The organism is Lactococcus sp., from assembly GCF_036648155.1.
Classification (GTDB): Bacteria; Bacillota; Bacilli; order Lactobacillales; family Streptococcaceae; genus Lactococcus; species Lactococcus cremoris.
In genome coordinates this window covers 48,870-71,107 of the sequence record NZ_JAVXIY010000003.1, presented here as the reverse complement: position 1 = coordinate 71,107, position 22,238 = coordinate 48,870, and the positions used below count along the sequence as shown (strand labels likewise).

General features: G+C 36.9%; 26 protein-coding genes. 10 read left to right on the top strand and 16 right to left on the bottom strand.

Translation table 11 applies throughout. The features are described 5' to 3' along the window. Positions 1-9: 9 nt before the first annotated feature. The 3 genes from RSC39_RS03855 to RSC39_RS03845 all read right to left on the bottom strand — a co-directional run bounded on the left by RSC39_RS03855 (position 10) and on the right by RSC39_RS03845 (position 2,781). Positions 10-1,401, bottom strand: a complete 1,392-nt coding sequence (locus RSC39_RS03855; RefSeq protein ID WP_081213882.1) for an LCP family protein — start codon at positions 1,399-1,401, stop codon at positions 10-12. A gap of 79 nt (positions 1,402-1,480) precedes the next feature. After that, complete coding sequence (cmk, locus tag RSC39_RS03850; RefSeq protein ID WP_332535224.1) at positions 1,481-2,143, bottom strand: (d)CMP kinase; 663 nt, start codon at positions 2,141-2,143, stop codon at positions 1,481-1,483. A 119-nt stretch (positions 2,144-2,262) separates the two neighbouring features. Next, entirely contained in the window at positions 2,263-2,781 is a 519-nt protein-coding gene (locus RSC39_RS03845; RefSeq protein WP_063281071.1) for an SAG1386/EF1546 family surface-associated protein, read from the bottom strand. Between the two features lie 46 nt (positions 2,782-2,827). Here RSC39_RS03845 and RSC39_RS03840 point away from each other — a divergent pair, with 46 nt between their 5' ends. The 5 genes from RSC39_RS03840 (at position 2,828) to RSC39_RS03820 (ending at position 6,649) form a co-directional block, all read left to right on the top strand. After that, positions 2,828-3,031: a ferredoxin gene (locus tag RSC39_RS03840; protein ID WP_011676698.1), complete on the top strand. Its 204-nt coding sequence runs from the start codon at positions 2,828-2,830 to the stop codon at positions 3,029-3,031. A 269-nt stretch (positions 3,032-3,300) separates the two neighbouring features. Then, entirely contained in the window at positions 3,301-4,290 is a 990-nt protein-coding gene (locus RSC39_RS03835) for a PTS sugar transporter subunit IIB (protein ID WP_063281070.1), read from the top strand. 78 nt (positions 4,291-4,368) lie between these two features. Next, positions 4,369-5,181, top strand: a complete 813-nt coding sequence (locus tag RSC39_RS03830) for a PTS mannose/fructose/sorbose transporter subunit IIC (RefSeq protein ID WP_011834717.1) — start codon at positions 4,369-4,371, stop codon at positions 5,179-5,181. An 18-nt stretch (positions 5,182-5,199) separates the two neighbouring features. Beyond that, positions 5,200-6,123 carry a PTS system mannose/fructose/sorbose family transporter subunit IID gene (locus RSC39_RS03825; RefSeq protein ID WP_021037643.1) on the top strand — a complete coding sequence of 308 codons (924 nt, stop codon included), beginning with the start codon at positions 5,200-5,202 and terminating at the stop codon, positions 6,121-6,123. A 142-nt stretch (positions 6,124-6,265) separates the two neighbouring features. Continuing rightward, positions 6,266-6,649, top strand: a complete 384-nt coding sequence (locus tag RSC39_RS03820; RefSeq protein WP_011676702.1) for a DUF956 family protein — start codon at positions 6,266-6,268, stop codon at positions 6,647-6,649. A gap of 24 nt (positions 6,650-6,673) precedes the next feature. Here the strand turns inward: RSC39_RS03820 and RSC39_RS03815 are convergent, their stop codons facing one another. Beyond that, positions 6,674-7,369 carry a YitT family protein gene (locus RSC39_RS03815; RefSeq protein ID WP_332535219.1) on the bottom strand — a complete coding sequence of 232 codons (696 nt, stop codon included), beginning with the start codon at positions 7,367-7,369 and terminating at the stop codon, positions 6,674-6,676. A gap of 150 nt (positions 7,370-7,519) precedes the next feature. On the opposite strand from RSC39_RS03815, the gene RSC39_RS03810 reads away from it, so the two are divergent. The 4 genes from RSC39_RS03810 (at position 7,520) to RSC39_RS03795 (ending at position 11,315) form a co-directional block, all read left to right on the top strand. After that, positions 7,520-7,879 (top strand): DUF956 family protein, encoded by a 360-nt coding sequence (locus RSC39_RS03810; protein ID WP_231105796.1) that lies wholly within the window; start codon positions 7,520-7,522, stop codon positions 7,877-7,879. 399 nt (positions 7,880-8,278) lie between these two features. Continuing rightward, positions 8,279-9,550, top strand: coding sequence for a serine--tRNA ligase (gene serS / locus RSC39_RS03805; protein WP_332535215.1), 1,272 nt, complete (start codon positions 8,279-8,281; stop codon positions 9,548-9,550). 187 nt (positions 9,551-9,737) lie between these two features. Beyond that, a complete protein-coding gene (locus tag RSC39_RS03800) occupies positions 9,738-10,712 on the top strand; it encodes an LD-carboxypeptidase (protein WP_332535213.1) in 975 nt (324 codons plus the stop codon). 21 nt (positions 10,713-10,733) lie between these two features. Continuing rightward, positions 10,734-11,315: a histidine phosphatase family protein gene (locus RSC39_RS03795; protein WP_332535211.1), complete on the top strand. Its 582-nt coding sequence runs from the start codon at positions 10,734-10,736 to the stop codon at positions 11,313-11,315. 81 nt (positions 11,316-11,396) lie between these two features. On the opposite strand, the gene phoU is transcribed toward RSC39_RS03795, so the two are convergent. From phoU to RSC39_RS03740, 11 genes are all read right to left on the bottom strand, one after another. Beyond that, complete coding sequence (gene phoU / locus RSC39_RS03790; protein WP_003130887.1) at positions 11,397-12,050, bottom strand: phosphate signaling complex protein PhoU; 654 nt, start codon at positions 12,048-12,050, stop codon at positions 11,397-11,399. A gap of 157 nt (positions 12,051-12,207) precedes the next feature. Further along, positions 12,208-12,969, bottom strand: a complete 762-nt coding sequence (pstB, locus tag RSC39_RS03785; RefSeq protein WP_003130886.1) for a phosphate ABC transporter ATP-binding protein PstB — start codon at positions 12,967-12,969, stop codon at positions 12,208-12,210. Positions 12,970-13,239: 270 nt separating this feature from the next. After that, a complete protein-coding gene (gene pstB, locus RSC39_RS03780; RefSeq protein ID WP_011676712.1) occupies positions 13,240-14,049 on the bottom strand; it encodes a phosphate ABC transporter ATP-binding protein PstB in 810 nt (269 codons plus the stop codon). Positions 14,050-14,081: 32 nt separating this feature from the next. Further along, positions 14,082-14,975, bottom strand: a complete 894-nt coding sequence (pstA, locus tag RSC39_RS03775) for a phosphate ABC transporter permease PstA (protein WP_011676713.1) — start codon at positions 14,973-14,975, stop codon at positions 14,082-14,084. Next, a complete protein-coding gene (gene pstC, locus RSC39_RS03770; protein WP_011835652.1) occupies positions 14,975-15,898 on the bottom strand; it encodes a phosphate ABC transporter permease subunit PstC in 924 nt (307 codons plus the stop codon). Before pstC ends, pstA begins: the two co-directional genes overlap by 1 nt. A 138-nt stretch (positions 15,899-16,036) precedes the next feature. After that, positions 16,037-16,888 (bottom strand): phosphate ABC transporter substrate-binding protein, encoded by an 852-nt coding sequence (locus RSC39_RS03765; RefSeq protein WP_332535208.1) that lies wholly within the window; start codon positions 16,886-16,888, stop codon positions 16,037-16,039. A gap of 339 nt (positions 16,889-17,227) precedes the next feature. Continuing rightward, positions 17,228-18,124, bottom strand: a complete 897-nt coding sequence (locus RSC39_RS03760; RefSeq protein ID WP_042748003.1) for a phosphate ABC transporter substrate-binding protein — start codon at positions 18,122-18,124, stop codon at positions 17,228-17,230. 174 nt (positions 18,125-18,298) lie between these two features. Then, positions 18,299-19,036: an ABC transporter permease gene (locus RSC39_RS03755; protein ID WP_063281066.1), complete on the bottom strand. Its 738-nt coding sequence runs from the start codon at positions 19,034-19,036 to the stop codon at positions 18,299-18,301. Beyond that, the gene (locus tag RSC39_RS03750; RefSeq protein ID WP_063281065.1) at positions 19,033-19,779 is read right to left on the bottom strand and encodes an ATP-binding cassette domain-containing protein; all 747 of its coding nucleotides are present in this window, start codon (positions 19,777-19,779) and stop codon (positions 19,033-19,035) included. The genes RSC39_RS03755 and RSC39_RS03750 overlap by 4 nt, the downstream gene beginning before the upstream one ends. 315 nt (positions 19,780-20,094) lie before the next feature. Continuing rightward, positions 20,095-20,562 carry an SsrA-binding protein SmpB gene (smpB, locus tag RSC39_RS03745; protein ID WP_011676717.1) on the bottom strand — a complete coding sequence of 156 codons (468 nt, stop codon included), beginning with the start codon at positions 20,560-20,562 and terminating at the stop codon, positions 20,095-20,097. A 64-nt stretch (positions 20,563-20,626) separates the two neighbouring features. After that, positions 20,627-20,929, bottom strand: a complete 303-nt coding sequence (locus RSC39_RS03740; protein ID WP_063281064.1) for a helix-turn-helix domain-containing protein — start codon at positions 20,927-20,929, stop codon at positions 20,627-20,629. A 101-nt stretch (positions 20,930-21,030) separates the two neighbouring features. On the opposite strand from RSC39_RS03740, the gene RSC39_RS03735 reads away from it, so the two are divergent. After that, positions 21,031-21,642 (top strand): nitroreductase family protein, encoded by a 612-nt coding sequence (locus RSC39_RS03735; protein ID WP_021213529.1) that lies wholly within the window; start codon positions 21,031-21,033, stop codon positions 21,640-21,642. Here the strand turns inward: RSC39_RS03735 and RSC39_RS03730 are convergent. Beyond that, positions 21,632-22,195: a GDSL-type esterase/lipase family protein gene (locus RSC39_RS03730; protein WP_332535203.1), complete on the bottom strand. Its 564-nt coding sequence runs from the start codon at positions 22,193-22,195 to the stop codon at positions 21,632-21,634. The two genes, RSC39_RS03735 and RSC39_RS03730, sit on opposite strands and share 11 nt — an antisense overlap. Positions 22,196-22,238: the final 43 nt, after the last annotated feature.

The window sequence follows — 22,238 nt, the reverse complement described above, 5'->3', positions numbered from 1 at the left end:
ACTTCTTTGCTATTGACCAAGAAGTTCTTGGGCTTTTGATTTATATTTAGCCATGTCAATTGAAAGTCCAAGTCCCCCATACATATCATAAGCGTTTTCCCAATCGTTATTTGCTGGTATGGTTGTTGAGTTAATTCCATTTTTCATATCAAATAAGGTCGTAATTCCTTTGGTTAGGAAGAAGGAATTTGGAATATTAGTCATCGTCACAGCTCTCGTTGTTCCTAAAGCGCTTGATGCAGTAAATAAAGCAAGTGGATTTTTCATTTTAGACATCACTGTTTCTAAAACTTGTTGTTGACGTTTAACACGCCCATAATCTCCCTCATCATCATGACGGAAACGAGCATAGTTTAACAACATGCGACCGTCCATCTTTTGAGTTCCTGGTTTAATCATCATAAATGTTCCTCCACCATCAGGATAGCCTAAAGTCGCAGCCTCTTCTGCCGTCAAGTCTTTATCACTTGAAGTTTTCCCTTCCGTTGCAGCAAGATCATCGGGTACGGGTACAGCCGGAAGTGTTTGACCATTTACTGTTGAAAATTTTGCATCAATTTTTAAACCTGTTGGGAATAAAGAATCAATAATTGTCGCAAAACTTGAAAAATCTACTACCGCGTAATATTGGCAATTAATGCCAAAGTTTTTCTTCAATGTCTCGCTCATCAAGTTTACCCCCTGCTTATTATATTGTTCTCCAATTGTAAAAGCAGAGTTAATTTTTGCATCCGGGGAATCACTTGAACCCACATCAGGAATATTGACAAGGGTGTCACGCATAAAGCTGACAATTTGTATCTTATGGTCTTTACTATTAACATGTAAAACCATAATACTATCCGTATGAGCAACACCAGAAGATTGCCAAGGTCTTTGGTCAGCCCCGAGTAACAAAATATTTACTGATCCATCAGAGTTTTTTAAACTTGTAAATTTTTCTTGTTTTGCAGGACTTCCTTCATGCTTGACTCCGCGTTGATAGCCGTACACAAAGAAACCAATCATAAGCACAATAATCAAGACAATAATTCCAAATATTGTTCTCAACCAATGTCGCTTCTTTTTCTTACCAGATTTCGCTTTTTTGGAACCTTTGTTTCCTGTAGAAATTTTATTTCTATTTCTTTCTTGGATTGGGATATTTTCTCTCGTATTTCTTCTATTAGTATTGTAGTTATTAGAGGGTGATTCCAAATCTCTTTGTTGAAAATTTTCTGATTCATAATCGGAATATTCTGGTTCCGTATATTCTTCAAAGTCTTCAGCTTCAGAATAATTTCCATCTTTTTTCAGTTCATTGAGTAACTCGTAGTACTCTTGACGCTCTCTGATTGTGAGATAATTGATATTATGTCTCAAGTATTCTAAGCGTTTATACTTTTTTTCATTCATTGTCATATTATTATACCAAAGTTTGATAATTCCTGCAAAATCTTACTAAGATTTTATAATACAGAAGAATATAAAAAAACTCATTTTACATGAGCTTTTTCGCCTTTTCTTCAATAAATTGAACAATTTCTTTTATAGTTTTCCCTGTACTATCAAGCAAAATTGCATCATCTGCTTGTTTTAATGGTGAAACTACTCGTGTGCTATCTTTGCGATCACGTTCAGCAATTTCAACTTTTAATCGGTCAAGATCTGTCGGAATTCCTTTAGATAAATTTTCCTTATAACGTCGCTCAGCTCGTTCATCAACTGAAGCAACTAGGAATATTTTCAAATTTGCCTGAGGTAAAACAACGGTTCCGATATCACGACCATCCATAATGATTCCATCCTTTTGAGCAATTCGTTGTTGTTCAGCAACCATAAACTCACGAATTTCCATCATTGCTGAAATTTTAGAAACAGCATTTGTTACTTCATTTGTCCGAATAACTTCAGTCACATTATCCAAACCAACCAGCACTTCTTGACCATTTTTACCATTTGCAAAAGAAATTGGATGATTTTCAATAAATTGGATGATTTTTGAAGCATCTTCTGTTTTTTCTTGCAAAGCAACCAAAGTAGCCACTCGATACATGGCTCCTGTGTCTAAATAAATGAGTCCAAGATTTCGCGCAATTATTTTTGCAACCGTTGATTTTCCACTTGACGCAGGACCGTCAATCGCAATTTGAATCTTTTTCATAGAATCTTTATCGTTACCTTATCTTTTATTTTCTCTTATAGGTCATATTTTTTACTGACAGAATTAAAAGAAAGATTTTCTCCTATATGAAGCTTGTTTAACTTTCTGTCAGTGAAATTTTATTTCAATTTTAAAACTTGCCCAGCATGAATAGCTGATCCATCAGCATTATATCCATCAGCAGTAATTCCATTTAGGCTGGCAATTGTCGCCCAAGGAATACCTGTCTTAGCCGCAATTGTACTTGGATAGTCACCCGTTGCAATCGTATATGTTGTTCCAGTTTCTGAACTGCTACTTGATGAGGATGAAGTAGCCGTACTACTGCTAGCTGGTGTACTAGCTTCAGTTGAGGAAGAGGATGCGGTTTGACTCGTTGATTGTTTAGATTTTGATAAAGCTGAAGATTGATGGAAACTTTTAGCAATACTTGCCGTATTTCTGACTTGATTATTCCATAAGATGAAACCAATAGCTAGCCCTACCAGAATGAACATAAGAACAACAAGAAAAGTTAAAAAGCGTGTCGTCAAAGGACGTTTGCTTTCTTCTTTTCCTCTATCATGTCTTTTCATTTCAGTCGATTCTTCTTTCATCGCACGATAAATTTCATTATTCCAGGGTTCTTTTGTTGACACGACCTTTTCCTTTCAATTTTACTATTTTTTTATTATCATTTCTTATATGAAGATAAAAATAATTCCCGATAAATGTATCGCATGTGGTTTATGTAATCTCCATGCGCCAGAAACTTTTGACTACTATGATAATGGTATCGTAAAATTTTACGATACGGATGAAGTTCAAAAAGAACTTTCAGAAACTTCCTCACTTCTTCTCGCTGTCAAATCATGTCCTACCGGAGCCCTCAAAATTTCAAGGGATTAGTGTATTATTTTATCAACTACTATTCTACCATAAGTTTTTCGATTCCTGTCGTTTTTCAAAAAGATTTATCTTACTTTGATAATCTTTTTTTATTTTGTACATAAAAAAACGCGGTTTAAAGCTATCTATACAAATTAATTATAAAGGGTTTCCATTCCTTAAAGAACAACTGTAATATTTTTATGAAAACATTTGCAAATATCGGTTTGAAGTAGTATAATAACTAAGTAATAATTTTTATTATAATCTTATATAGGAGGTTACTCACATTGAGTATCGGAATTGTTATTGCGAGCCATGGTGAATTCGCTGCAGGCATCAAACAATCTGGTTCTATGATTTTCGGAGAGCAAGAAAAAGTACAAGTTGTTACTTTTATGCCTAGCGAAGGACCAACTGATTTGCATGCTAAAATTGAAGCTGCCATCGCAACATTTGATGCTGAAGATGAAGTACTTGTCCTTGCTGACTTATGGAGCGGTTCTCCATTTAACCAAGCAAGTGCAGTGATGGGTGAAAATCCAGAGCGCAAGATCGCTATCATCACAGGCCTCAACCTGCCTATGCTTATCCAAGCCTACACAGAACGCATGATGGACGCGTCTGCTGGAGTGGATAAAGTCGTAGCAAATATTATGAAAGAAGCCAAAGGCGGTATTAAAGTACTTCCTGAAGAACTTCAACCTGCTGAAGAAACTGCTGTTGCAGCTGCTCCGGCTGCTGTTCAAGGTGCAATCCCAGAAGGAACAGTCATCGGTGATGGTAAAATTAAAATTAACCTCGCTCGTATTGACTCACGTTTGCTTCACGGACAAGTTGCAACTGCTTGGACTCCAGACTCAAGAGCAAACCGCATCATCGTTGTTTCTGACACCGTTTCTAAAGATGAACTTCGTAAGAAACTCATTGAACAAGCGGCCCCAACTGGTGTAAAAGCTAACGTTATACCAATCAAGAAAATGATCGAAGTTGCTAAAGACCCCCGCTTTGGTGACACTAAAGCACTTCTTCTTTTCGAAACTCCACAAGATGCTCTTGCAACAATCGAAGGTGGTGTACCAATTGATACATTGAACGTTGGTTCTATGGCTCACTCAACTGGTAAAACAATGCTCAACAAAGTTCTTTCTATGGACAAAGATGACGTTGCTACTTTTGAAAAATTGCGTGACCTCGGAGTTAAATTCGACGTACGTAAAGTTCCGGCTGATTCTAAATCAGACCTCTTTGGTTTGATTAACAAAGCTAACGTACAATAATCAGAATATGCTCGTCTGATATTCTGATTAATAAAATTGAATATTAGGCAGCTAATTAATTAAGGAGATATAAAAAACATGGAATACGGTGTTTTATCTGTAATCTTGGTCATTCTCGTTGCCTTCCTTGCTGGTCTTGAAGGTATCCTTGACCAATGGCAATTCCACCAACCAATTATCGCCTGCTCGCTCATCGGTATTGTTACTGGTCACGCATCTGCAGGGATTATCCTCGGTGGTTCGCTTCAATTGATCGCTCTTGGTTGGGCTAACGTTGGTGCCGCTGTCGCACCCGATGCTGCCCTTGCCTCAATCGCCTCATCTATTTTGATGGTTCAATCAAACAACTTTGATTTGACTCACATCATGGGTACTATCGTTCCTGCTGCTATCTTGCTTGCAACTGCTGGTCTTGTATTGACTACTCTTGTACGTATGCTTTCAGTTGTGCTCGTTCACCAAGCTGACCGTGCTGCGGAAAATGGTTCTTACTCAGGTGTTGAAATGTGGCACTTCATCGCGCTTATCTGTCAAGGTTTGCGTATCGCTATCCCTGCTGGACTTCTTTTGGTTATCTCACCTGAAGCTATCCAAAACGCACTTGCTGCTATTCCTCCAGTTATCTCTGGTGGTCTTGCTGTCGGTGGTGGGATGGTTGTTGCCGTTGGTTATGCAATGGTTATCAACCTTATGGCTACTCGTGAAGTATGGCCTTTCTTCTTCCTTGGTTTCGCTCTCGCACCAATCTCTGAATTAACATTGATTGCAACTGGTGTCCTCGGTGTTGTTATCGCTATCGTTTACCTTAACCTCCAATCTTCTGGTGGTTCTGGAAATGGTACTGCATCATCATCAGGTGACCCAATTGGCGACATCTTGAACGACTACTAAGAAAGGAGGATCTAAAAAATGTCTGATAAAAAAGTAACTCTTGATAAGAAAATCCGTCGTAGCGTTATGTGGCGTTCAATGTTCCTCCAAGGTTCTTGGAACTACGAACGTATGCAAAATGGTGGTTGGGCTTACTCGCTCATTCCAGCATTGAAAAAACTCTACCCTTCTGGCGAAGAAGCTAAAGAAGCTTTGAAACGTCACTTGGAATTCTTTAATACTCACCCATACGTTGCCGCTCCTATCATCGGTGTAACTCTTGCCCTTGAAGAAGAACGTGCTAACGGTGCTGATATCGATGATGCCGCTATTCAAGGGGTTAAAGTTGGTATGATGGGTCCTCTTGCCGGTATCGGTGACCCAGTCTTCTGGTTTACAGTTCGCCCTATCGTTGGTGCTATCGCAGCTTCATTGGCTGTTGGTGGTTCAATCATCGCTCCACTCTTCTTCTTCATCGTGTGGAATGCAATCCGTATCGCTTTCTTGTGGTACACTCAAGAATTTGGTTATAAATCAGGTTCTGCAATCACTAAAGACCTTGGTGGAGGACTTCTCCAAACTGTTACTAAAGGTGCATCTATCCTTGGTATGTTCGTCCTTGGTGTATTGATTCAACGTTGGGTAACAATCAACTTCAACGGTGCTAACGCTGTTGTTTCAAAAATTCCTTTACAAAAAGGTGCTTACGTAGAATTCCCTAAAGGTTCTGTATCTGGTACACAACTTCATGAGATTCTTGGTCAAGTAGGTAACAAACTTTCTCTTGATCCTACAAAAGTAACTTATCTTCAAGATAACTTGAATCAATTGATTCCTGGTCTTGCTGGTTTGCTTATCACATTCCTTTGTATGTGGTTGCTTAAGAAAAAAGTTTCTCCAATCGTTATTATCTTTGGTCTCTTCATCGTGGGTATCCTCGGTCGTTGGGCTCAAATCATGTAATCAATGGATTAACAAAAATCAATCTTCGGATTGGTTTTTTTATTATAATTTATCACTTGAACTTTAGAATATTTAGAGCAAGTAAAGCGTTTTTATGGTATAATGGTTTTTAGATTATTAATCTATGAAATGGAGAGAATCTGTGGCTCAATCACTAAATACTAAAGCTGATTATTCAACAGAAGGAATTGTTTATTTGGGTTTTGCTGAATATGGTAAAATTCTAATTGGCGATGTTGCTTTTGAATTTTATAATGATCGCAATGTTGAAAAAAATATGACTTTTCCTTGGACTTCAGTTGCTCGTGTCGAGGGTGACGTCTCTAAAACACTCAAGGGTGAAGTTAAAGTCGGTCGTCAGTTTTCAATCGTTCTACAAAACGGTTCTAAAGTTCGTTTTTCTTCGAAAAACTCAGGAACAGTTTTAAAATGGATTCGTCACTATCTCGGAAACGAAAAAGTGGTTAAATCGCCAAGTTTCCTTGGAACTTTTAAAAATGCTTTTAAAAGAAAGAAAAAAAAATAAAATCCCTGTTTGGGGATTTTTTTATTAGTTGGGACATGAGCAGTCACTTGTCGCGCAAGTACAACTTCTTTCTCTTTTTCTTAATCCAAATTTTTCAAGAACTTGCTGACGATAAGAAGAACGTCCGATGAATCGTGTCACTTTACTAAAAATAAAACAAGATAGGAGTGTCACAAAAAAGTTTGGAAGGGCCAGATAAGTTACAAGTGCTAATAACATCACAACAATATCAATCCCAAATAATGTCTTATCAATAGAAATTTTCCATTTGTTTTCAAAAAGTCGAGCTAAGAGAATAGAGCCACCAAATGTCCCCTGTGATAAGACAACTAAGCCTGCTCCAATCCCTGAAAGAATTCCATCAATCACCCCTACAGCAATTAATGAGTCCATTTGAAAGCCTGTAATTCCAATAGCCTCATATATCATCATCCAACCGCTCATGGCTAATGCTCCTGGGATGGTCAGTAATAATTCTCTTTGTTCAAGTAATTTCCAACTGACAAGAAACAATGGAATATTGACCGCAAAAAAGGTCAAGGCTGGATTGAGACCAAAAACAAAATGAATAAAGACTGAAAATCCTGCAATTCCATTGCTTGCCATAGCATTAGGAACAACAAATAGTTGAATGGATAAAATATAAAGTCCTACACCAATGAGTAGTATGAATAAGTCTCTGAGAAATAGTCGATCAATTTTTACTCCGATTAAAGTCATCTTACCTCCTTTATTAGTTTTTTCTTATAATCTAATGATAACATTTTTATAATTAATCTATAAACCATATCCCTCTTTGGAATCAAAATTTATTATCTACTCCTTTGTAGATATGTTATAATACAAGTATCAATGGAAATGAGGGCGATTTTGGAAGCTAATAATTCAGAAATTTTTTTGGAGACAAAGGGAACGGCTTATTTAGGTGTCGTTGAAAATGGAAAAATTATTTTAGGAAATGCTGGAATTGAATTTCAATATAAAAATCCTCACCGTGGGAAAAATATTTTCTTTTCTTGGAAAAGTATAAAAAGTGCCGAAGTTGATGTTTCAATCAGCGGAAAACTTGGTCAGCAATTTTCTTTAATTTTGGACACTCAGGCAAAAGTTCGCTTTTCTTCTAAAGATTCTGGTCCTATTTTAAAGAGAGTAGCTGAATATGTGGGCAAGGAAAACATTGTCAGAGCCCCAAGTTTACTTGACCCTTTCCGTCGTGCTTTCAAAAAATAGAAAATGTTTAATCCAGCAGCAATCACTTTTAAAATTTTTGACAAAGTAATTCACAAAATGGTAAAATAATTTTAGAAAAGGGTCTTGTGAACTTTTTTTAGAGAGCTTGCGTTTGGTGAAAGCAAGTAAAATTAAGCAACGACTTTCTACTTCTTTTAAATTTCTCATGAAAACGAGAACGTTCTGTTTACGTTACAAACATCAGAGTTCTATTTTTACTGACGGATTTTTCAGTAAATCAATAGATAATTTAGGTGGAACCGTGCGATTATCGCGCCCTAATTCATTTCGAATTTGGGCGCTTTTTTTCTACTGACAAAAGATTTTTAGCTTACTTATAGCGTTTAAATTTTCGTCAGTAGATTGATTATAAAATTAACAAAAAATAAAGGAGAGCTTATGCTTGATATTAAAAAAATCCGTGCTGATTTTGATGGCGTTGCTGCAAAATTAGCTACTCGTGGTGTTGAAAAAGAAAAACTTGAAAAACTTCATGACTTAGACATTAAACGTCGTGAACTTATTGTAAAATCTGAGGCTTTGAAAGCTGAACGCAATAGTGTTTCTGATGAAATTTCCCAAGTAAAACGTGCAAAAGGTGATGCTAGCACACAAATTGCAGCGATGCAAAAAGTTTCTGCTGAAATCAAAGCCATTGACGCTGAACTTACTGAAATTGAAGAAAACTTGAATGAAATCATCATCATGTTGCCAAACCTTCCTCATGAAAGTACGCCAATTGGTGCTGATGAAGATGACAATGTTGAGGTTCGTCGTGTTGGTCAAACTCCAACTTTCAATTTTGAACCTAAAGCTCATTGGGATTTGGGTGAAGATTTAGGAATTTTGGACTGGGAACGTGGTGGTAAAGTCACTGGTTCACGTTTCCTTTTCTACAAGGGTGCTGGAGCAAGACTTGAACGTGCCCTTTATAACTTCATGCTTGATGAGCACGGTAAAGAAGGTTATACTGAAATGATCACTCCTTATATGGTTAATCAAGAATCAATGTTTGGAACTGGTCAATATCCTAAATTTAAAGAAGACACTTTTGAATTGAAAGATGACCGTGGTTTTGTCTTAATTCCAACTGCTGAAGTTCCCTTGACTAACTACTACCGTGGCGAAATTTTGGACGGTAGCGAATTGCCAATTAAATTCACAGCGATGAGCCCTTCTTTCCGTTCTGAAGCTGGTTCTGCTGGTCGCGATACTCGTGGTTTGATTCGTTTGCACCAATTCCACAAGGTTGAAATGGTTAAATTTGCAAAACCTGACCAATCTTATGACGAACTTGAAAAAATGACAGCAAATGCTGAAAACATTCTTCAAAAATTGGGTCTTGCTTACCGTGTTGTGGCTTTATCTACTGGCGATATGGGATTTTCTGCTGCTAAAACTTATGATTTAGAAGTTTGGATTCCTGCTCAAAATACTTATCGTGAAATTTCTTCATGTTCAAACTGTGAAGATTTCCAAGCCCGTCGTGCCCAAATTCGTTATCGTGACGAAGAGGGTAAAGTTCAGCTCCTCCACACTTTGAATGGTTCTGGACTTGCTGTTGGACGTACTGTGGCTGCTATCCTTGAAAATTATCAAAATGAAGATGGCTCAATCACTGTTCCTGAAGTCCTTCGTCCTTATATGGGTGGACTTGAAGTAATTAAATAATAAAAAAATCTACTGACAGAAATTTTTATAACTTGTCAGTAGATTTTTTTGTTTAAGATTACTGACAGAATTTCCATCAGTAACTTTCAAAATAGAATCCTAAATTAAAATCTTCAAATATTTTTGATGACAATGCTGTCAGTAAATGCTATAATTAGTTCAATTTACTGACGGAGGGCTTTGATGAATGACTAAAATATTTCCTAAAAAATTACAAAAGGGCAATGAAATCCGCGTGATTTCACCTAGTTCTTCTTTGACTCGGACCGGAAAATTTGAAGACAAATTAAAAGCAAAAGCTCGTCTTGAAGCACTTGGTTATCAGGTTACTTTTGGTCAGCATATTTTAGAAAATGATTTGCTTGAATCAAGTTCGATTAATTCACGACTTGCAGATTTCCATGCGGCTTTTTTAGACCCTAATGTCAAAGCTATTTTATGTACCATTGGTGGCTTTAACTCTAATGAACTTCTCCCTTATATCGATTGGAACATTGTAAAAAATAATCCTAAAATTTTCTGTGGCTTTTCTGATATCACTGTTCTTCATCAAGCAATCTTCGCTAAAACTGGCTTAGTCACTTACTATGGTCCTGGTTACATCGCCTTTTTAATGGATGAATTGCAAGACTTTCAAACTAATTCCTGGCAAAATGCAGTCGCTGGTCAGTCAACTTATTCTTTAAATGCCAGCGATTTCTACACGAGTGATGCTTGGTACGACCCCACTCAAGCTCGTCATCTCCTGCCTGCTACCTGGAAAATATATAATCATGGGAAAGCGTCAGGGGAGATTATTGGCGGAAATCTCAATACCCTGATGCTTGTGACAGGAACTAGTGCTCAGGTCAAATCCAATCAACCAATTGCTTTTTTAGAAAATGCTGAAGGTGAAGATTTTTATGATTGGGACCGAGAATTAGCTCATTTTTTACAAGTTTATCCTAAAATTTCTGCCTTAGTCATTGGTCGTTTTCCAAAGGAAGAGGGGATGACTGAAGAAATTTTATATTTTATTTTAGATAAATACCCTCATTTAAAAACAATTCCAGTCGTCTATGATGTCGATTTTGGACATACTCAACCGATTTTTACTTTTCCTCTGGGAGGGCAAGTGGAAATTTCAACCCAACCTTTAAAAATTGAAATTTTGGAAGGTTAGAACATCAAAAAGGAGATTCACATGACTGAAATTTATTTTATTCGACATTCTCTTAGAGATAATGCAGCCTATGACGATATGGATGTTCCGCTGACTGCCGAGGGTGAAAAACGCGCACTTATCTTAGCTGATGCTTTTGAACATACTTCGATTGATCAAATTTTTTCCAGTCCATTTCAACGTTCTGTTCGTACCCTGAATCCTCTTGCTCACTCTAAAAATCTTGAAATTCAACTCATTTCTGATTTGAGAGAAAGAAATGTTGGCCATGAAATAGCTGATTTTTGGCCCTTTGCTAAGCGACAATGGAATGATTTTGATTATAAACTTGCTGATGGAGAATCCTTGCGAGAAGTGCAAAATCGTAATATTTCAGCCCTTGAACAGATTTTATCAACTTCTAACAATCAAAAAGTTGCAATCGGAACTCATGGTACTTCTCTTTCTACCATTTTAAATTTTTATCAACCAGACTTTCAGTTTCAAGATTTTCAATCTTTAGCTGGCAAAATGCCCTATGTCATCAAAATGGACTTTGCTGAAAATAATTATCTGACCCACCAAGTCATTGAAATTGATTATGACAATAAAAAAAGTTACTGATGGAACTGCTAGGATATTCGTAATGTACTAAAGTACAAACGACTATCCTATGACAGCAATTCTTGTCAGTAACTTTTTATTTTAAAGTTCAATAATATTTCCAGAATTCAAGTAAACAATCCACTCACAGAGATTGACCGCGTAACCGGTAATTCGTTCTAAGTAAACCAATGTCAACAGGTATTCTTTACCTGTTGTTACTGTTTCAGAGTTTTCTTTCATTCCATCAAGAATTTTTTCTTGAATTTCATGACTCATGCTTTTGATGACATATTGTTGTTCAGCAATTTCATGAGCCCGTTTATCATTGCCTTGAATATAAGCATTGAGCGAAGCATCAACGATAGATTTAACTTTTTCACCGAGTAAGCTAATATCTTCTTCAACCACATGAATTCGTTCTTCACCTTTAAGTGAAATGGTTGCCTTAGCGATAGATGCAACGTGGTCACCCATTCGTTCAAGGTCAGATGACGCTTTAAGGACTGTGATGATTGTTCGCAAATCGCTAGAAACAGGTTGTTGAAGTGCAATCATTTCTAATGATTGGTTTTCAAGACTTTTTTCTTGGTCATTAATGGCATGGTCGCCTTCAATGACTTGTTCAGCCAGATCACGATCATGGCTAACAAAGGCACGAACGGCCTTATTCAATTGAGCAGAAACTTGCGTGCCCATTGAGTAAAATTGATTGTGAAGTTTATTAAGGTCTTCTTCAAATTGTGTACGCAACATAATTACCCCTCTTTGTTTTTATAGTAATGTTATTATGAGACATTCATTAAATCGATGATATTTCGCTTTAATGAATGCTAATGCAATATCTCGCTTCACCTTTTGGCTAAACGGTCAATTCCATTCTAAAGTCAGCATCAAAGGCTGTCAGTAAAATTTATCCAAATTTACCAGAAATATAATCAGATGTTTCTTGTTTTTCTGGATTCAAGAAAATACTTTTTGTATCATTATACTCAATCAGATTCCCGTCTAACATAAAAGCGGTACGATCTGAAATACGTGATGCTTGTTGCATACTATGCGTCACGATAGCGATTGTATAATCTTTTTTAAGTTCAAGCATGGTTTCTTCGACACGAGCCGCTGAAATTGGGTCAAGGGCTGATGTTGGTTCATCCATTAAGATAATTTCTGGATTGACCGCAAGGACACGAGCGATACAAACCCGTTGTTGTTGTCCCCCTGAAAGTCCAAGAGCTGAACTGTGCAAAATATCCTTTACTTCATCCCAAATATTTGCTGCTTTAAGTGAGTTTTCCACCACTTCATCAAGAAGTGCTTTATCTTTGACACCTTTTAAGCGCAGTCCATAAACCACATTTTCATAAATTGAAAATGGGAAGGGATTCGGTTGTTGGAAAACCATACCAATTTCTTTTCGTAAATCAACGGTATCAACTTTTGGACTATAAATATTTTTACCTTTGTAATCAATGGCTCCAGTGATAGTCACTGTTGGAATCAAATCATTCATACGATTGATTGAGCGCAATAGTGTTGATTTTCCACATCCAGACGGACCAATGAGCGCTGTAATTTCATTCTTGTAGAATGTCATGTTTATCGTATTCAACGCTTTTTTCTTGCTGTAATAAAGCGACAAGTCGCTGACGGTTAAAACTGCTTCTTTTTCCATATCTTACCTTTTTATAAGTTACTGATAGAACTACTAGCACATTCGTAATGTACCATCTACGTGCTGCGCACTACGCTGTCCATTCCAACTAAGCGCTGAAGCGCTTGCTGGCAGGGCAAAGTACAAATGACTGTCCTATGACAAAAAATTTTTGACTTTCTATCAGTATGTTTTACTGACAGAAAATATTTTAGCAACTTTGTAGCTTTGTCAGTAATTTTTATCAAATTTTGACAACAAAATTGAATAAATGTGTGATGTTTTTATTTCTTAACCAAAGTGACCAGAAACATAGTCCTCTGTTGATTGTAAACTAGGTTGAGTGAAAATAGTGCTTGTCTTATCATACTCAATCAAATCTCCAGAATAGAAAAATGCTGTATTATCAGAAGCTCGAGAAGCTTGAGCCATATTGTGAGTCACGATAATGATCGTATAATTTTCTTTAAGTTCCATCATCGTTTCTTCAATTTGCATGGTTGAAATTGGGTCAAGGGCAGAAGCCGGTTCATCCATCAAGATAATTTCTGGTTTTACTGACAAGGCACGTGCAATACACAAACGCTGCGCTTGTCCGCCAGACATAGCCAAAGCCGATTGATTAAGATTATCTTTGACTTGCTCCCACAAAGCAGCTTGCTTCAGTGAGGTTTCAACAATCTCGTCCAATTTTTTCTTATCTCTCACCCCATCGCGGCGATGAATGAAGGCAATATTTTCATAAATTGATTTAGGAAATGGATTGGGTCTTTGAAAAACCATCCCAATTTGCTTACGAACTTCAAAGACATTTACTTTGTTGTCGTTAATATTGACCCCTTCATAATTGATTTCACCAGTTACGCGTGCTCCATCAATCGTATCATTCATTCGATTTAATGCACGCAGATAAGTCGATTTACCAGAACCAGAAGGGCCAATAAGTGCAGTTATTTCATTTTTGGGAAATGACATTGTCACACCATGAATTGCTTCTTTTGTTCCATTATAGAAAACACGCAAATCATTGGTTGATAATGCTATTTCTTCTTTCTCAGGCACCATAATTTTGCGCTGAGTCCAGTCATATGTTGTTGCCATAATTATTCTTTCTGTTAAACTTATAAGTTTTCTTAATTTGAAGAGGTTAATTTCTTGTGAATTCGATTCCCAATGAAACGAGCACCCAGGTTAAAGAGGAGGACAAAGATAATCAATACCGCTGAGGCTCCTGCAGAAATTTGTTGCGCCGTTGAAATTGTTCCCTCAGTATTAAGTGCCCAGATATGAACAGCCAAGGTTTCAGCTGGTCTGAAAAGTGACAGAGGTGAAGTCAAGCTCATCGGATTCCAGTTTGCCCAGTTAATCGGCAAATTTGTTTGTCCAGCAGTATAAATCAAAGCCGCTGCCTCACCAAAGACACGTCCTGATGAAAGAATCACCCCTGTGATAATTCCAGGAACTGCCGCTGGTAAAATAACTTGTGTTGCTGTTTCCCAGCGAGACATTCCGAGTGCCAAACCGCCTTCACGTTGTGAAGTTGGAATTGCTCGAAGTGATTCTTCAACATTACGGGTCATCAAAGGAAGATTGAAAACGGTCAATGCTAAAGCGCCAGATAAAACAGAGAAACCGAGACCAAATTGTAAAACGAAAATTAACATCCCGAAAAGCCCAACAACGATTGAAGGAAGTGAAGACAATACTTCAATGGCTGAGCGAACAACACCAGTTAACCAATGTTTCTGATTTGCATACTCAGACAGATAAATCCCAGCACCTAGCGATAGGGGAACAGAGATAATCAGCGTTACAATCAATAGATAAACAGAGTTAAATAGTTGAACTGCAATCCCACCACCTGTCAACGGATTTGACGCGGTGATGATAAATTTAGGGTCTTTAAAGATAACTGGCAAACCTTTAACTAAAATATATGCCAGTAAAAAAGCGAGGATAAGCACAATGATGCCAGAAAGGACGTAAAGGACACCAGTGGCAATCTTGTCAGAGCGTTTAGCGTTCATTATTTAAGACTTCCTTTCTTAGCAATAGCACGCATTGCGAGGTTGAAAAAGAGTGACATAATCAAAAGGAGTAAGGCAAGTGACCAAAGTGCATTCAATTGAATACCAGGTGTTGCATTAGGAATTCCTGAAGTCAAGATTGATGTCAAGGTTGAAGCTGGTGAAATCAAATCTTTTGGCATCATGACCGCATTACCAACGACCATTTGAATAGCCAAAGCTTCACCAAAGGCACGCGCCATTCCAAAGATAACCGCAGTCAAAATTCCTGGTGTAGCCGCACGTAAGAGAACACGCCAAATCGTTTGCCAGCGAGTGGCACCAAGTCCGAGTGATGCTTCTTTATAATAAGAAGGGACAGCTTTCATGGCGTCCACAGTCATCGAAGTTACAGTTGGCAAAATCATGACAAAGAGCACAAACACACCTGACAAAAGTCCCAAACCTGTTCCGCCAAAAACGTTACGAATGGCAGGCACGACAACGGTCAAACCAATGAAACCATAAACTACTGACGGAATCCCTACAAGGAGTTCAATGACAGGTTGCAAGATTTTTTTACCATATTTTGGTGAGATTTCTGTCATGTAAATTCCTGCACCAATCGCAAAAGGTGTGGCAACAAGTGCAGAAAGTACCGTAACAATCAATGAACCCGCAAACATTGGCAAAGCCCCAACTGCAGGTTTACCATCTGGTCCAAGATTACCTGGTGACCAGTTGGTTCCAAAGAGGAAGCGGAAAGGATTTACGCCATCTGAATAAAAAGTTGACAGACCTTTTTGAGCAACAAAGACGAGGATTGCGCCTACAACGAAGACAATGAGGGCAATACATAAGAACGTCAAACTCTTACCAAATTTTTCAAGCCTTGAATTTTTATTGCTTGAAAGCAATTTTTCTTTGATTTTTGAATTTTCCATAAGGACCTAACTATTTTTTGTTGATTTATATTTTATTTGATAATGCAAATTTTTTTCACTTAAAACTTTATTTTTAAAGTATATTAAAGCTGACTATTATCAGTTCTAATTTGTTTTTATCACAAAATTTAAAGGTGATTACCTGATTTTTTCAACATTTCCTTTTGCGTCTCGGTCAACTTTCATCTCAGAGACACGGATATAGCCTAATTGCTCAAGTGTTTTTTTATCATTTTGAACGTATTCGATAAATTTATTTTCAATCGTATTTTTACGAGATTTATTGGTGTACATGTGCTCGTATGACCAGATTTTCCATGCATTAGTCTTCACATTGTCATAAGTCGGAGCGACACCGTCAACATTGACTGCTTTTACTCCCGGTTTATCAGTGTAACTAAAAGCAACATAAGAAATAGCCCCTGGCGTTTGCCCTACTAATTGAACAACAGAACCTGAAGCATCTTGAGTTGGACCATTCACTTCTGTTGCGCCATTCAACGCATATTTATCAAAATTCACACGCGTTCCTGAACCAGCAGTTCTACCAATAACTGTAATTTTTTGATCTTGGCCCCCAACTTCTTTCCAATTAGTGATTTTCCCAGTGAAAATATCAATCAGTTCTTGTTGAGACAAGTTTTTTACTTTTAACTTTTTGTTGATAATTGGTGCAAAACCAATAACAGCAACTTTATGGTCAATAATTTTATCAACCGCTATTCCTGACTTTTCTTCGGCAAAAATATCAGAATTACCAATTTGAAAAGAACCAGCAGCAACTTGAGCTAAACCAACACCAGAACCGCCCCCTTGAACCATGATAATTTCATCAGGATTTTGCTTCATATATGACATAGAAGCATGTTCAACCATTGGCTGCAAAGCAGTTGAGCCACCAGCCGTGACCTGTTTATTTCCAGAACCACAAGCTGCCAATGTAAATAAACTTACACTGGCCATCAAAGCAATAAAAATTTTCTTCTTCATAGCTTAATTATAACATAATGCCCCCTCAAAGGTCGCTTGATGACAGCGTTCTTATGTAAATGTTTTGTAAATAATACGGGAAAATGCTCAATTCTTAGAGAATGAGCAGCTTCCTGTCTTTAGGGAAAGAATATGAAGATATATTTAAAGCCTAATGCTCAGTAAACCCTGTTTAAATTCACCAAGCATTGATTTTATAAAAAAGTAGCTGAGCGTAAAATTCTAATTTATGAAGAAGAAAATTTTTATTGCTTTGAATGATGCGATTAACCACTACTTCTTATACCTAATTATTTTACTGACAAACTGATTTCTGTCGAAATTGAATCAGCCTTCGTCTTATTTTTTAGTAATATTTCCGTCAGCATCACGTTCAACTTTCATGTCGCTAATTGGAATATATCCTAATTTTTTAATATCTTTGTTGTTTTCAGAAACATATTTGATGAAGGCTTTATCCGCCGCTGTTTCTTTTTTAGTATTCGTGTACATATGTTCGTAAGACCAAACTTTATAGTCATTAGTTACAACATTTGCTTCAGTTGGCTCAACACCATCAATCGAAATATCTTTGATGTCTTTACTTGTATCAACATAAGAAAGTGCAACATATGAGATGGCTCCTGGTGTTTGACCTACCATTTGAACAACTGAACCAGACGCATCTTGTGTTGGTCCTTTAACTTCTGTTGCACCACCCAGTGCAAACTTATCGAAATTCACGCGTGTTCCAGAACCTTCAGTTCGACCGATAACAGTAATCTTTTGATCTGAACCACCCACTTCTTTCCAGTTTGTCACTTTACCAGTAAAGACGTCTTGCAATTGTTGTGAAGTTAAATTTTTCACATCAGTTTTAGCGTTAATAATTGGGGCAAAACCAACAACTGCTACTTTGTGATCAGTAATTGCTGAAGCATCAATTCCGGATTTTTCCTCAGCAAAAATGTCAGAGTTCCCAATTTGGAAAGAACCAGCAGCCACTTGGGTCAAGCCGACACCAGACCCACCACCTTGCACAGTTACTTGAACAGAAGGATTTTTAGCCATAAATTCTGTTGACGATTGTTGTGCTAATGGTTGAAGAGCTGTTGAACCTCCAGCGATAATTTTTCCTGACAAAGCTTTGTCAGAAGAACTTGAGCTGCTAGATGATGAACCATTTGATGAACCACAGGCCGCCAAAGTCAACAATGCACCAGCAGTAATAAGACCAACAAGAATTTTCTTTTTCATGAGAAGTTTCTCCAATTAATTTCTAAATAAGTTGTTAAGCTTTTTGCTTACAAAACTATTTTATCATCGAAAGACCGAACCGCTTGTAAACACTTAGTAAATACAAGGTAAATGGAACGTAAATACTTTTTTTCATCAAAAAAACTACCAGTTTTACTGATAGTTCTATCAAGTTTATTTTATTTTTTCCTTATACAACCGTTGTGAAATCACATATCCACCTAAGAAAATCACAAGTGCCCACAGAAAACCAAGCCCTAAGTCCAAATGAATATTTCCTCCAACCAAAAGTTCTGTGATTCCATTAACCATGATGGTAACTGGTTGAACATTTGCGATTGGCAATAAGAAATCTGGAAGTGCTACTGGCCCCATAAATCCTGGGGTCAAGAATGCAAAAATCATGAACATATAAAAGAATGCAGAAGCTGCTGAGGTTGATTTTGCAATCAAGCCACCAAGAATCATAATCCAAGACAGGGCGGCTGTAAAGACTAAAAGTCCCAATACCAACAATCCCCAATGTCCAATATTTGCAGGCGACTCAATCCCAAATAGAAAAGCCAAACCAGTAATTGATGCCAGCGACATCAACGTACAAATGACCGTTGTCATCACGTGCGACCAAAGGAGTGACGATTGATGAATCGGCAGCGATTTGACTCTGGCAAACATATTACTTTTCTTGTCCTCATAAACCCTAAGTCCCGTGTAAGATATGCCCATCAGCACACAGAGAATCGCCATAAATGGATAAATATTGGCTAATGCAGCACCTTCTCCACCTGCGAAAACATAATAGTTCACTAAAAACATCACGATTGGGATAACAAGTATCGATATCAAAGCTTCGCCAACTCTGAGAATTCGCTTCATATTTCGCCCCGTTAAAGTCATAATATCTCTAATCATACGTAAACCTCCTTCTTTATGATCACATCAAGGAAAATTTCTTCCAATGACGGTTTTTCTCCCAGATGTGAATGTTCTTCTTGTAACTTTTCTAAGCTTCCTTCTTTACTGATTTTTCCTTCGTGTAAAATCGCAATATGGTCAGCCAGTTTTTCTGCTTCTTGCAAATATTGTGTAGTTAAGAAGATTGTGACTCCTGTTTTTGTCAGTTCTTCTACCAATTCATAAATTTCATTACGCGCTTCTGGGTCAAGTCCCGTTGTTGGCTCATCTAAAAAGAGGATTTCACGTCGGGCAACAAGTCCCATTGCAACGTCAATGCGCCGTTTCATCCCACCTGAATAGGTAGAGACACGCTCGTCAGCTGCTTCATGCATTGAAACTTGCGTAAGCAATTCCTGCGCCCGAGCTTTCCAATCTTTCACTCGAGCAAGTTTTGCCATCATTTCAATATTTTCACGTCCTGTCAGCATTTCGTCCAAGGCCGCAAATTGTCCCGTCAGAGAAATTAACTGACGGACTTCTTGAGGATTTCCCCCCACTTCATAGCCATCAATAAACGCCTGTCCTGAATCTTTAGATAAAATAGTTGATAGAATGTTAATCATTGTTGTTTTACCAGAACCATTTGAACCAAGTAAAGCATAAATTTCACCTTCATTTACTGACAGATTAATTCCCTTTAAAACTTCTTTTTCTTTAAAAGATTTTCTTAAATCTATAACTTCGATTATTTTTGTCATATCCTTCTCCATTTCTTATTTTTTTATCATTTACTGTTTTAAAATATTTGCATTATTTAAAGACATAACCCTTTATATTAGTTTCATTATTCTATAAATTCTTTATATTACACTCTTTTAAAAGTGTTTCAACAAAATATTTCAATGCTCCTTCCTTAATTTATTTATAATAATTTTATCATTTATATTTTCCTTATAAAAATAATATGAACAAAATTTATTTCCTATCTCACAAAAACTGAAATTTTACTGACAGAATAATCCGTCAGTAAATAAAAAATACTGACAAGGCCGTCAGTATTTTTTTAATAATTATTAACGATTGTAAGCTTTAAGCTGTCTTGCAATATCGCGATTTTGCTCTTTGCGTTTAAGACTTTCTCGCTTATCATAATCTTTTTTACCTCGAGCAAGTCCCATCAGCACTTTGGCAAAGCCATTTTTCAAATAAACTTTTAAAGGAATAAAAGTAATTCCTGTTCCTGATAATTCTTTATCAATCTTAGCAATTTCTTTTTTATTGAGCAATAATTTTCTCGTGCGCAACTCCTCAACATTAAAAATATTTCCTTGCTCAAATGGCGCAATATGAACATTTGATAGCCAAACTTCGCCATTGCGAACTCTGGCAAACCCATCTTTGAGCTGAATTTTTGCCTGCCGAACCGACTTAATCTCCGTTCCTGTCAGCACAATTCCCGCCTCAAAAGTCTCATAAATTTCATAATCATGCCGTGCTTTTTTATTCTGAGCTAGCGGCTTATCTTCTGTATTTTTTACCATATTTATCATTCTCCAAGAATCTCTTAATTTAATTTTACCATAAGACCACAAAAATGTTAGGCAATTACAGATTTTCTCGCCCCCAAAGATCTAGTTGCTGCATAAAAGGTACTAAATCTTCTCCTTTTTTGGTCAAATAATATTCAACATGTGGTGGAATGGTCTGAAAATCTTTGCGGATAACCAAATTGTGTTCCATCAAAAGCTCTAAAGACCTCGTCAACATCACATTAGTAATTCCGTTAACCTCTCTTCGCAATTGATTAAAACGAATCCCTTCATGATTACATATTATCCAAAGAATTTTTAATTTCCATTTTCCCCCAAAAATATCCATGACTTTACTCACACCACATTCTTGATCCATTTGTGCTCCTTAACATTTTTACAGTAACAAAAAAGTGCGTACTATCTTTTTATACTCTATTATATTATAATAACTCCATCAATAAATCAAGGAGAACAAGAATGACACAATTAGACTTTTTAGATGGACGCAAATCCGTCAGAACTTTTGATCCCACAGCACAAATCAGTAACCAAGAAATTATGGATATTCTTAGCCATGCGGCTAATGCCCCTTCAGGAAACAATTTCCAACCTTGGAAAGTCTTCGTTGTCAAAAATAAGGAAAAACAAGAAATCTTGAAAAATATTTCTTTCAAGCAACAACAAATTGCCGATGCCTCCGCAGTATTTCTGATTTTTGGCGACAAAAGTAACTACGATATTCAAAAAATTATGAAATTCAATTTAGAAAATCACATCATTTCAGAAAATCAGCTGACAGAAAAAACTAGTCGAGTACATACTTATCTAAAACTTCATCCCGAGGATATCAGTAACGAAGGACTCAGATTTGATAACGGACTTTTTGCCATGAATCTGATGCATACAATCAGAGCATTTGGCTACGAGTCTAATCCTATGCGCGGTACTGATTTCCAAAAAATAATGGAATTTTTAAATATTCCTCAAAACCTTGAACCTATCCTAATGCTCCCTCTTGGTAAACCCTTAAAAGCAGGTTATCCCCATCGGCGTTACCCTACCAATGATTTTGTAGAAATTATTGAATAAAATTTTTTATCACAGTCAAAATTTCCTCAGCCAAAAGCTGGTAAGCTTCTAAAGTAAAATGTAAACCATCAGCTCTTAACAAGGCTTTTGGATTTTCTTGTTCCAACATGACCTGGTAAATATCAATCAACTTGAGCGATTTTTCTTTTGCCAAATCAATTGTTGCCTGTCTAAAAAGTTCAACCTCAGACAGCCGACTATAATGCGTCGGTTCGTCATCATTATAAAAAGGAGGAGTAATTAGAACTGTTCTTTTTCCATCCAGCTGTGCAATCATTTGCTCTAAATTATCCTTAAATTCTTTTGGCCGAATCAAATGATAAGGTGAAGCATCATTTGCCCCAAAGAAAATGAAATTCAAATCAGCTTTTTCTTCGACAACATATTTTAGTCGAAGAAGTCCTCCATAAGTATCATCTCCATTGATTCCATGAAGCAAAACTCTAACATTTGGCTCTTTTTTCTCAATTAATCTTGCCAGAATATTTGATGAGCCTCCTTCGTCCATACCAAATCCATTTGTGATTGAATCCCCAAAAATCGCTATCTTCATTTTAGACTTCTCTTTCAAGTATTTTTCTCATTTTACCACAAAT

Excerpts from the sequence above, each read along its gene's own strand:
- RSC39_RS03855 (WP_081213882.1), bottom strand. The coding sequence starts at position 1,401 with ATGACAATGAATGAAAAAAAGTATAAACGCTTAGAATACTTGAGACAT.
- cmk (WP_332535224.1), bottom strand. The coding sequence starts at position 2,143 with ATGAAAAAGATTCAAATTGCGATTGACGGTCCTGCGTCAAGTGGAAAA.
- RSC39_RS03840 (WP_011676698.1), top strand. The coding sequence starts at position 2,828 with ATGAAGATAAAAATAATTCCCGATAAATGTATCGCATGTGGTTTATGT.
- RSC39_RS03830 (WP_011834717.1), top strand. The coding sequence starts at position 4,369 with ATGGAATACGGTGTTTTATCTGTAATCTTGGTCATTCTCGTTGCCTTC.
- RSC39_RS03825 (WP_021037643.1), top strand. The coding sequence starts at position 5,200 with ATGTCTGATAAAAAAGTAACTCTTGATAAGAAAATCCGTCGTAGCGTT.
- RSC39_RS03815 (WP_332535219.1), bottom strand. The coding sequence starts at position 7,369 with ATGACTTTAATCGGAGTAAAAATTGATCGACTATTTCTCAGAGACTTA.
- serS (WP_332535215.1), top strand. The coding sequence starts at position 8,279 with ATGCTTGATATTAAAAAAATCCGTGCTGATTTTGATGGCGTTGCTGCA.
- RSC39_RS03800 (WP_332535213.1), top strand. The coding sequence starts at position 9,738 with ATGACTAAAATATTTCCTAAAAAATTACAAAAGGGCAATGAAATCCGC.
- RSC39_RS03795 (WP_332535211.1), top strand. The coding sequence starts at position 10,734 with ATGACTGAAATTTATTTTATTCGACATTCTCTTAGAGATAATGCAGCC.
- phoU (WP_003130887.1), bottom strand. The coding sequence starts at position 12,050 with ATGTTGCGTACACAATTTGAAGAAGACCTTAATAAACTTCACAATCAA.
- pstB (WP_003130886.1), bottom strand. The coding sequence starts at position 12,969 with ATGGAAAAAGAAGCAGTTTTAACCGTCAGCGACTTGTCGCTTTATTAC.
- pstB (WP_011676712.1), bottom strand. The coding sequence starts at position 14,049 with ATGGCAACAACATATGACTGGACTCAGCGCAAAATTATGGTGCCTGAG.
- pstA (WP_011676713.1), bottom strand. The coding sequence starts at position 14,975 with ATGAACGCTAAACGCTCTGACAAGATTGCCACTGGTGTCCTTTACGTC.
- pstC (WP_011835652.1), bottom strand. The coding sequence starts at position 15,898 with ATGGAAAATTCAAAAATCAAAGAAAAATTGCTTTCAAGCAATAAAAAT.
- RSC39_RS03765 (WP_332535208.1), bottom strand. The coding sequence starts at position 16,888 with ATGAAGAAGAAAATTTTTATTGCTTTGATGGCCAGTGTAAGTTTATTT.
- RSC39_RS03760 (WP_042748003.1), bottom strand. The coding sequence starts at position 18,124 with ATGAAAAAGAAAATTCTTGTTGGTCTTATTACTGCTGGTGCATTGTTG.
- RSC39_RS03755 (WP_063281066.1), bottom strand. The coding sequence starts at position 19,036 with ATGATTAGAGATATTATGACTTTAACGGGGCGAAATATGAAGCGAATT.
- RSC39_RS03750 (WP_063281065.1), bottom strand. The coding sequence starts at position 19,779 with ATGACAAAAATAATCGAAGTTATAGATTTAAGAAAATCTTTTAAAGAA.
- smpB (WP_011676717.1), bottom strand. The coding sequence starts at position 20,562 with ATGGTAAAAAATACAGAAGATAAGCCGCTAGCTCAGAATAAAAAAGCA.
- RSC39_RS03740 (WP_063281064.1), bottom strand. The coding sequence starts at position 20,929 with ATGGATCAAGAATGTGGTGTGAGTAAAGTCATGGATATTTTTGGGGGA.
- RSC39_RS03735 (WP_021213529.1), top strand. The coding sequence starts at position 21,031 with ATGACACAATTAGACTTTTTAGATGGACGCAAATCCGTCAGAACTTTT.
- RSC39_RS03730 (WP_332535203.1), bottom strand. The coding sequence starts at position 22,195 with ATGAAGATAGCGATTTTTGGGGATTCAATCACAAATGGATTTGGTATG.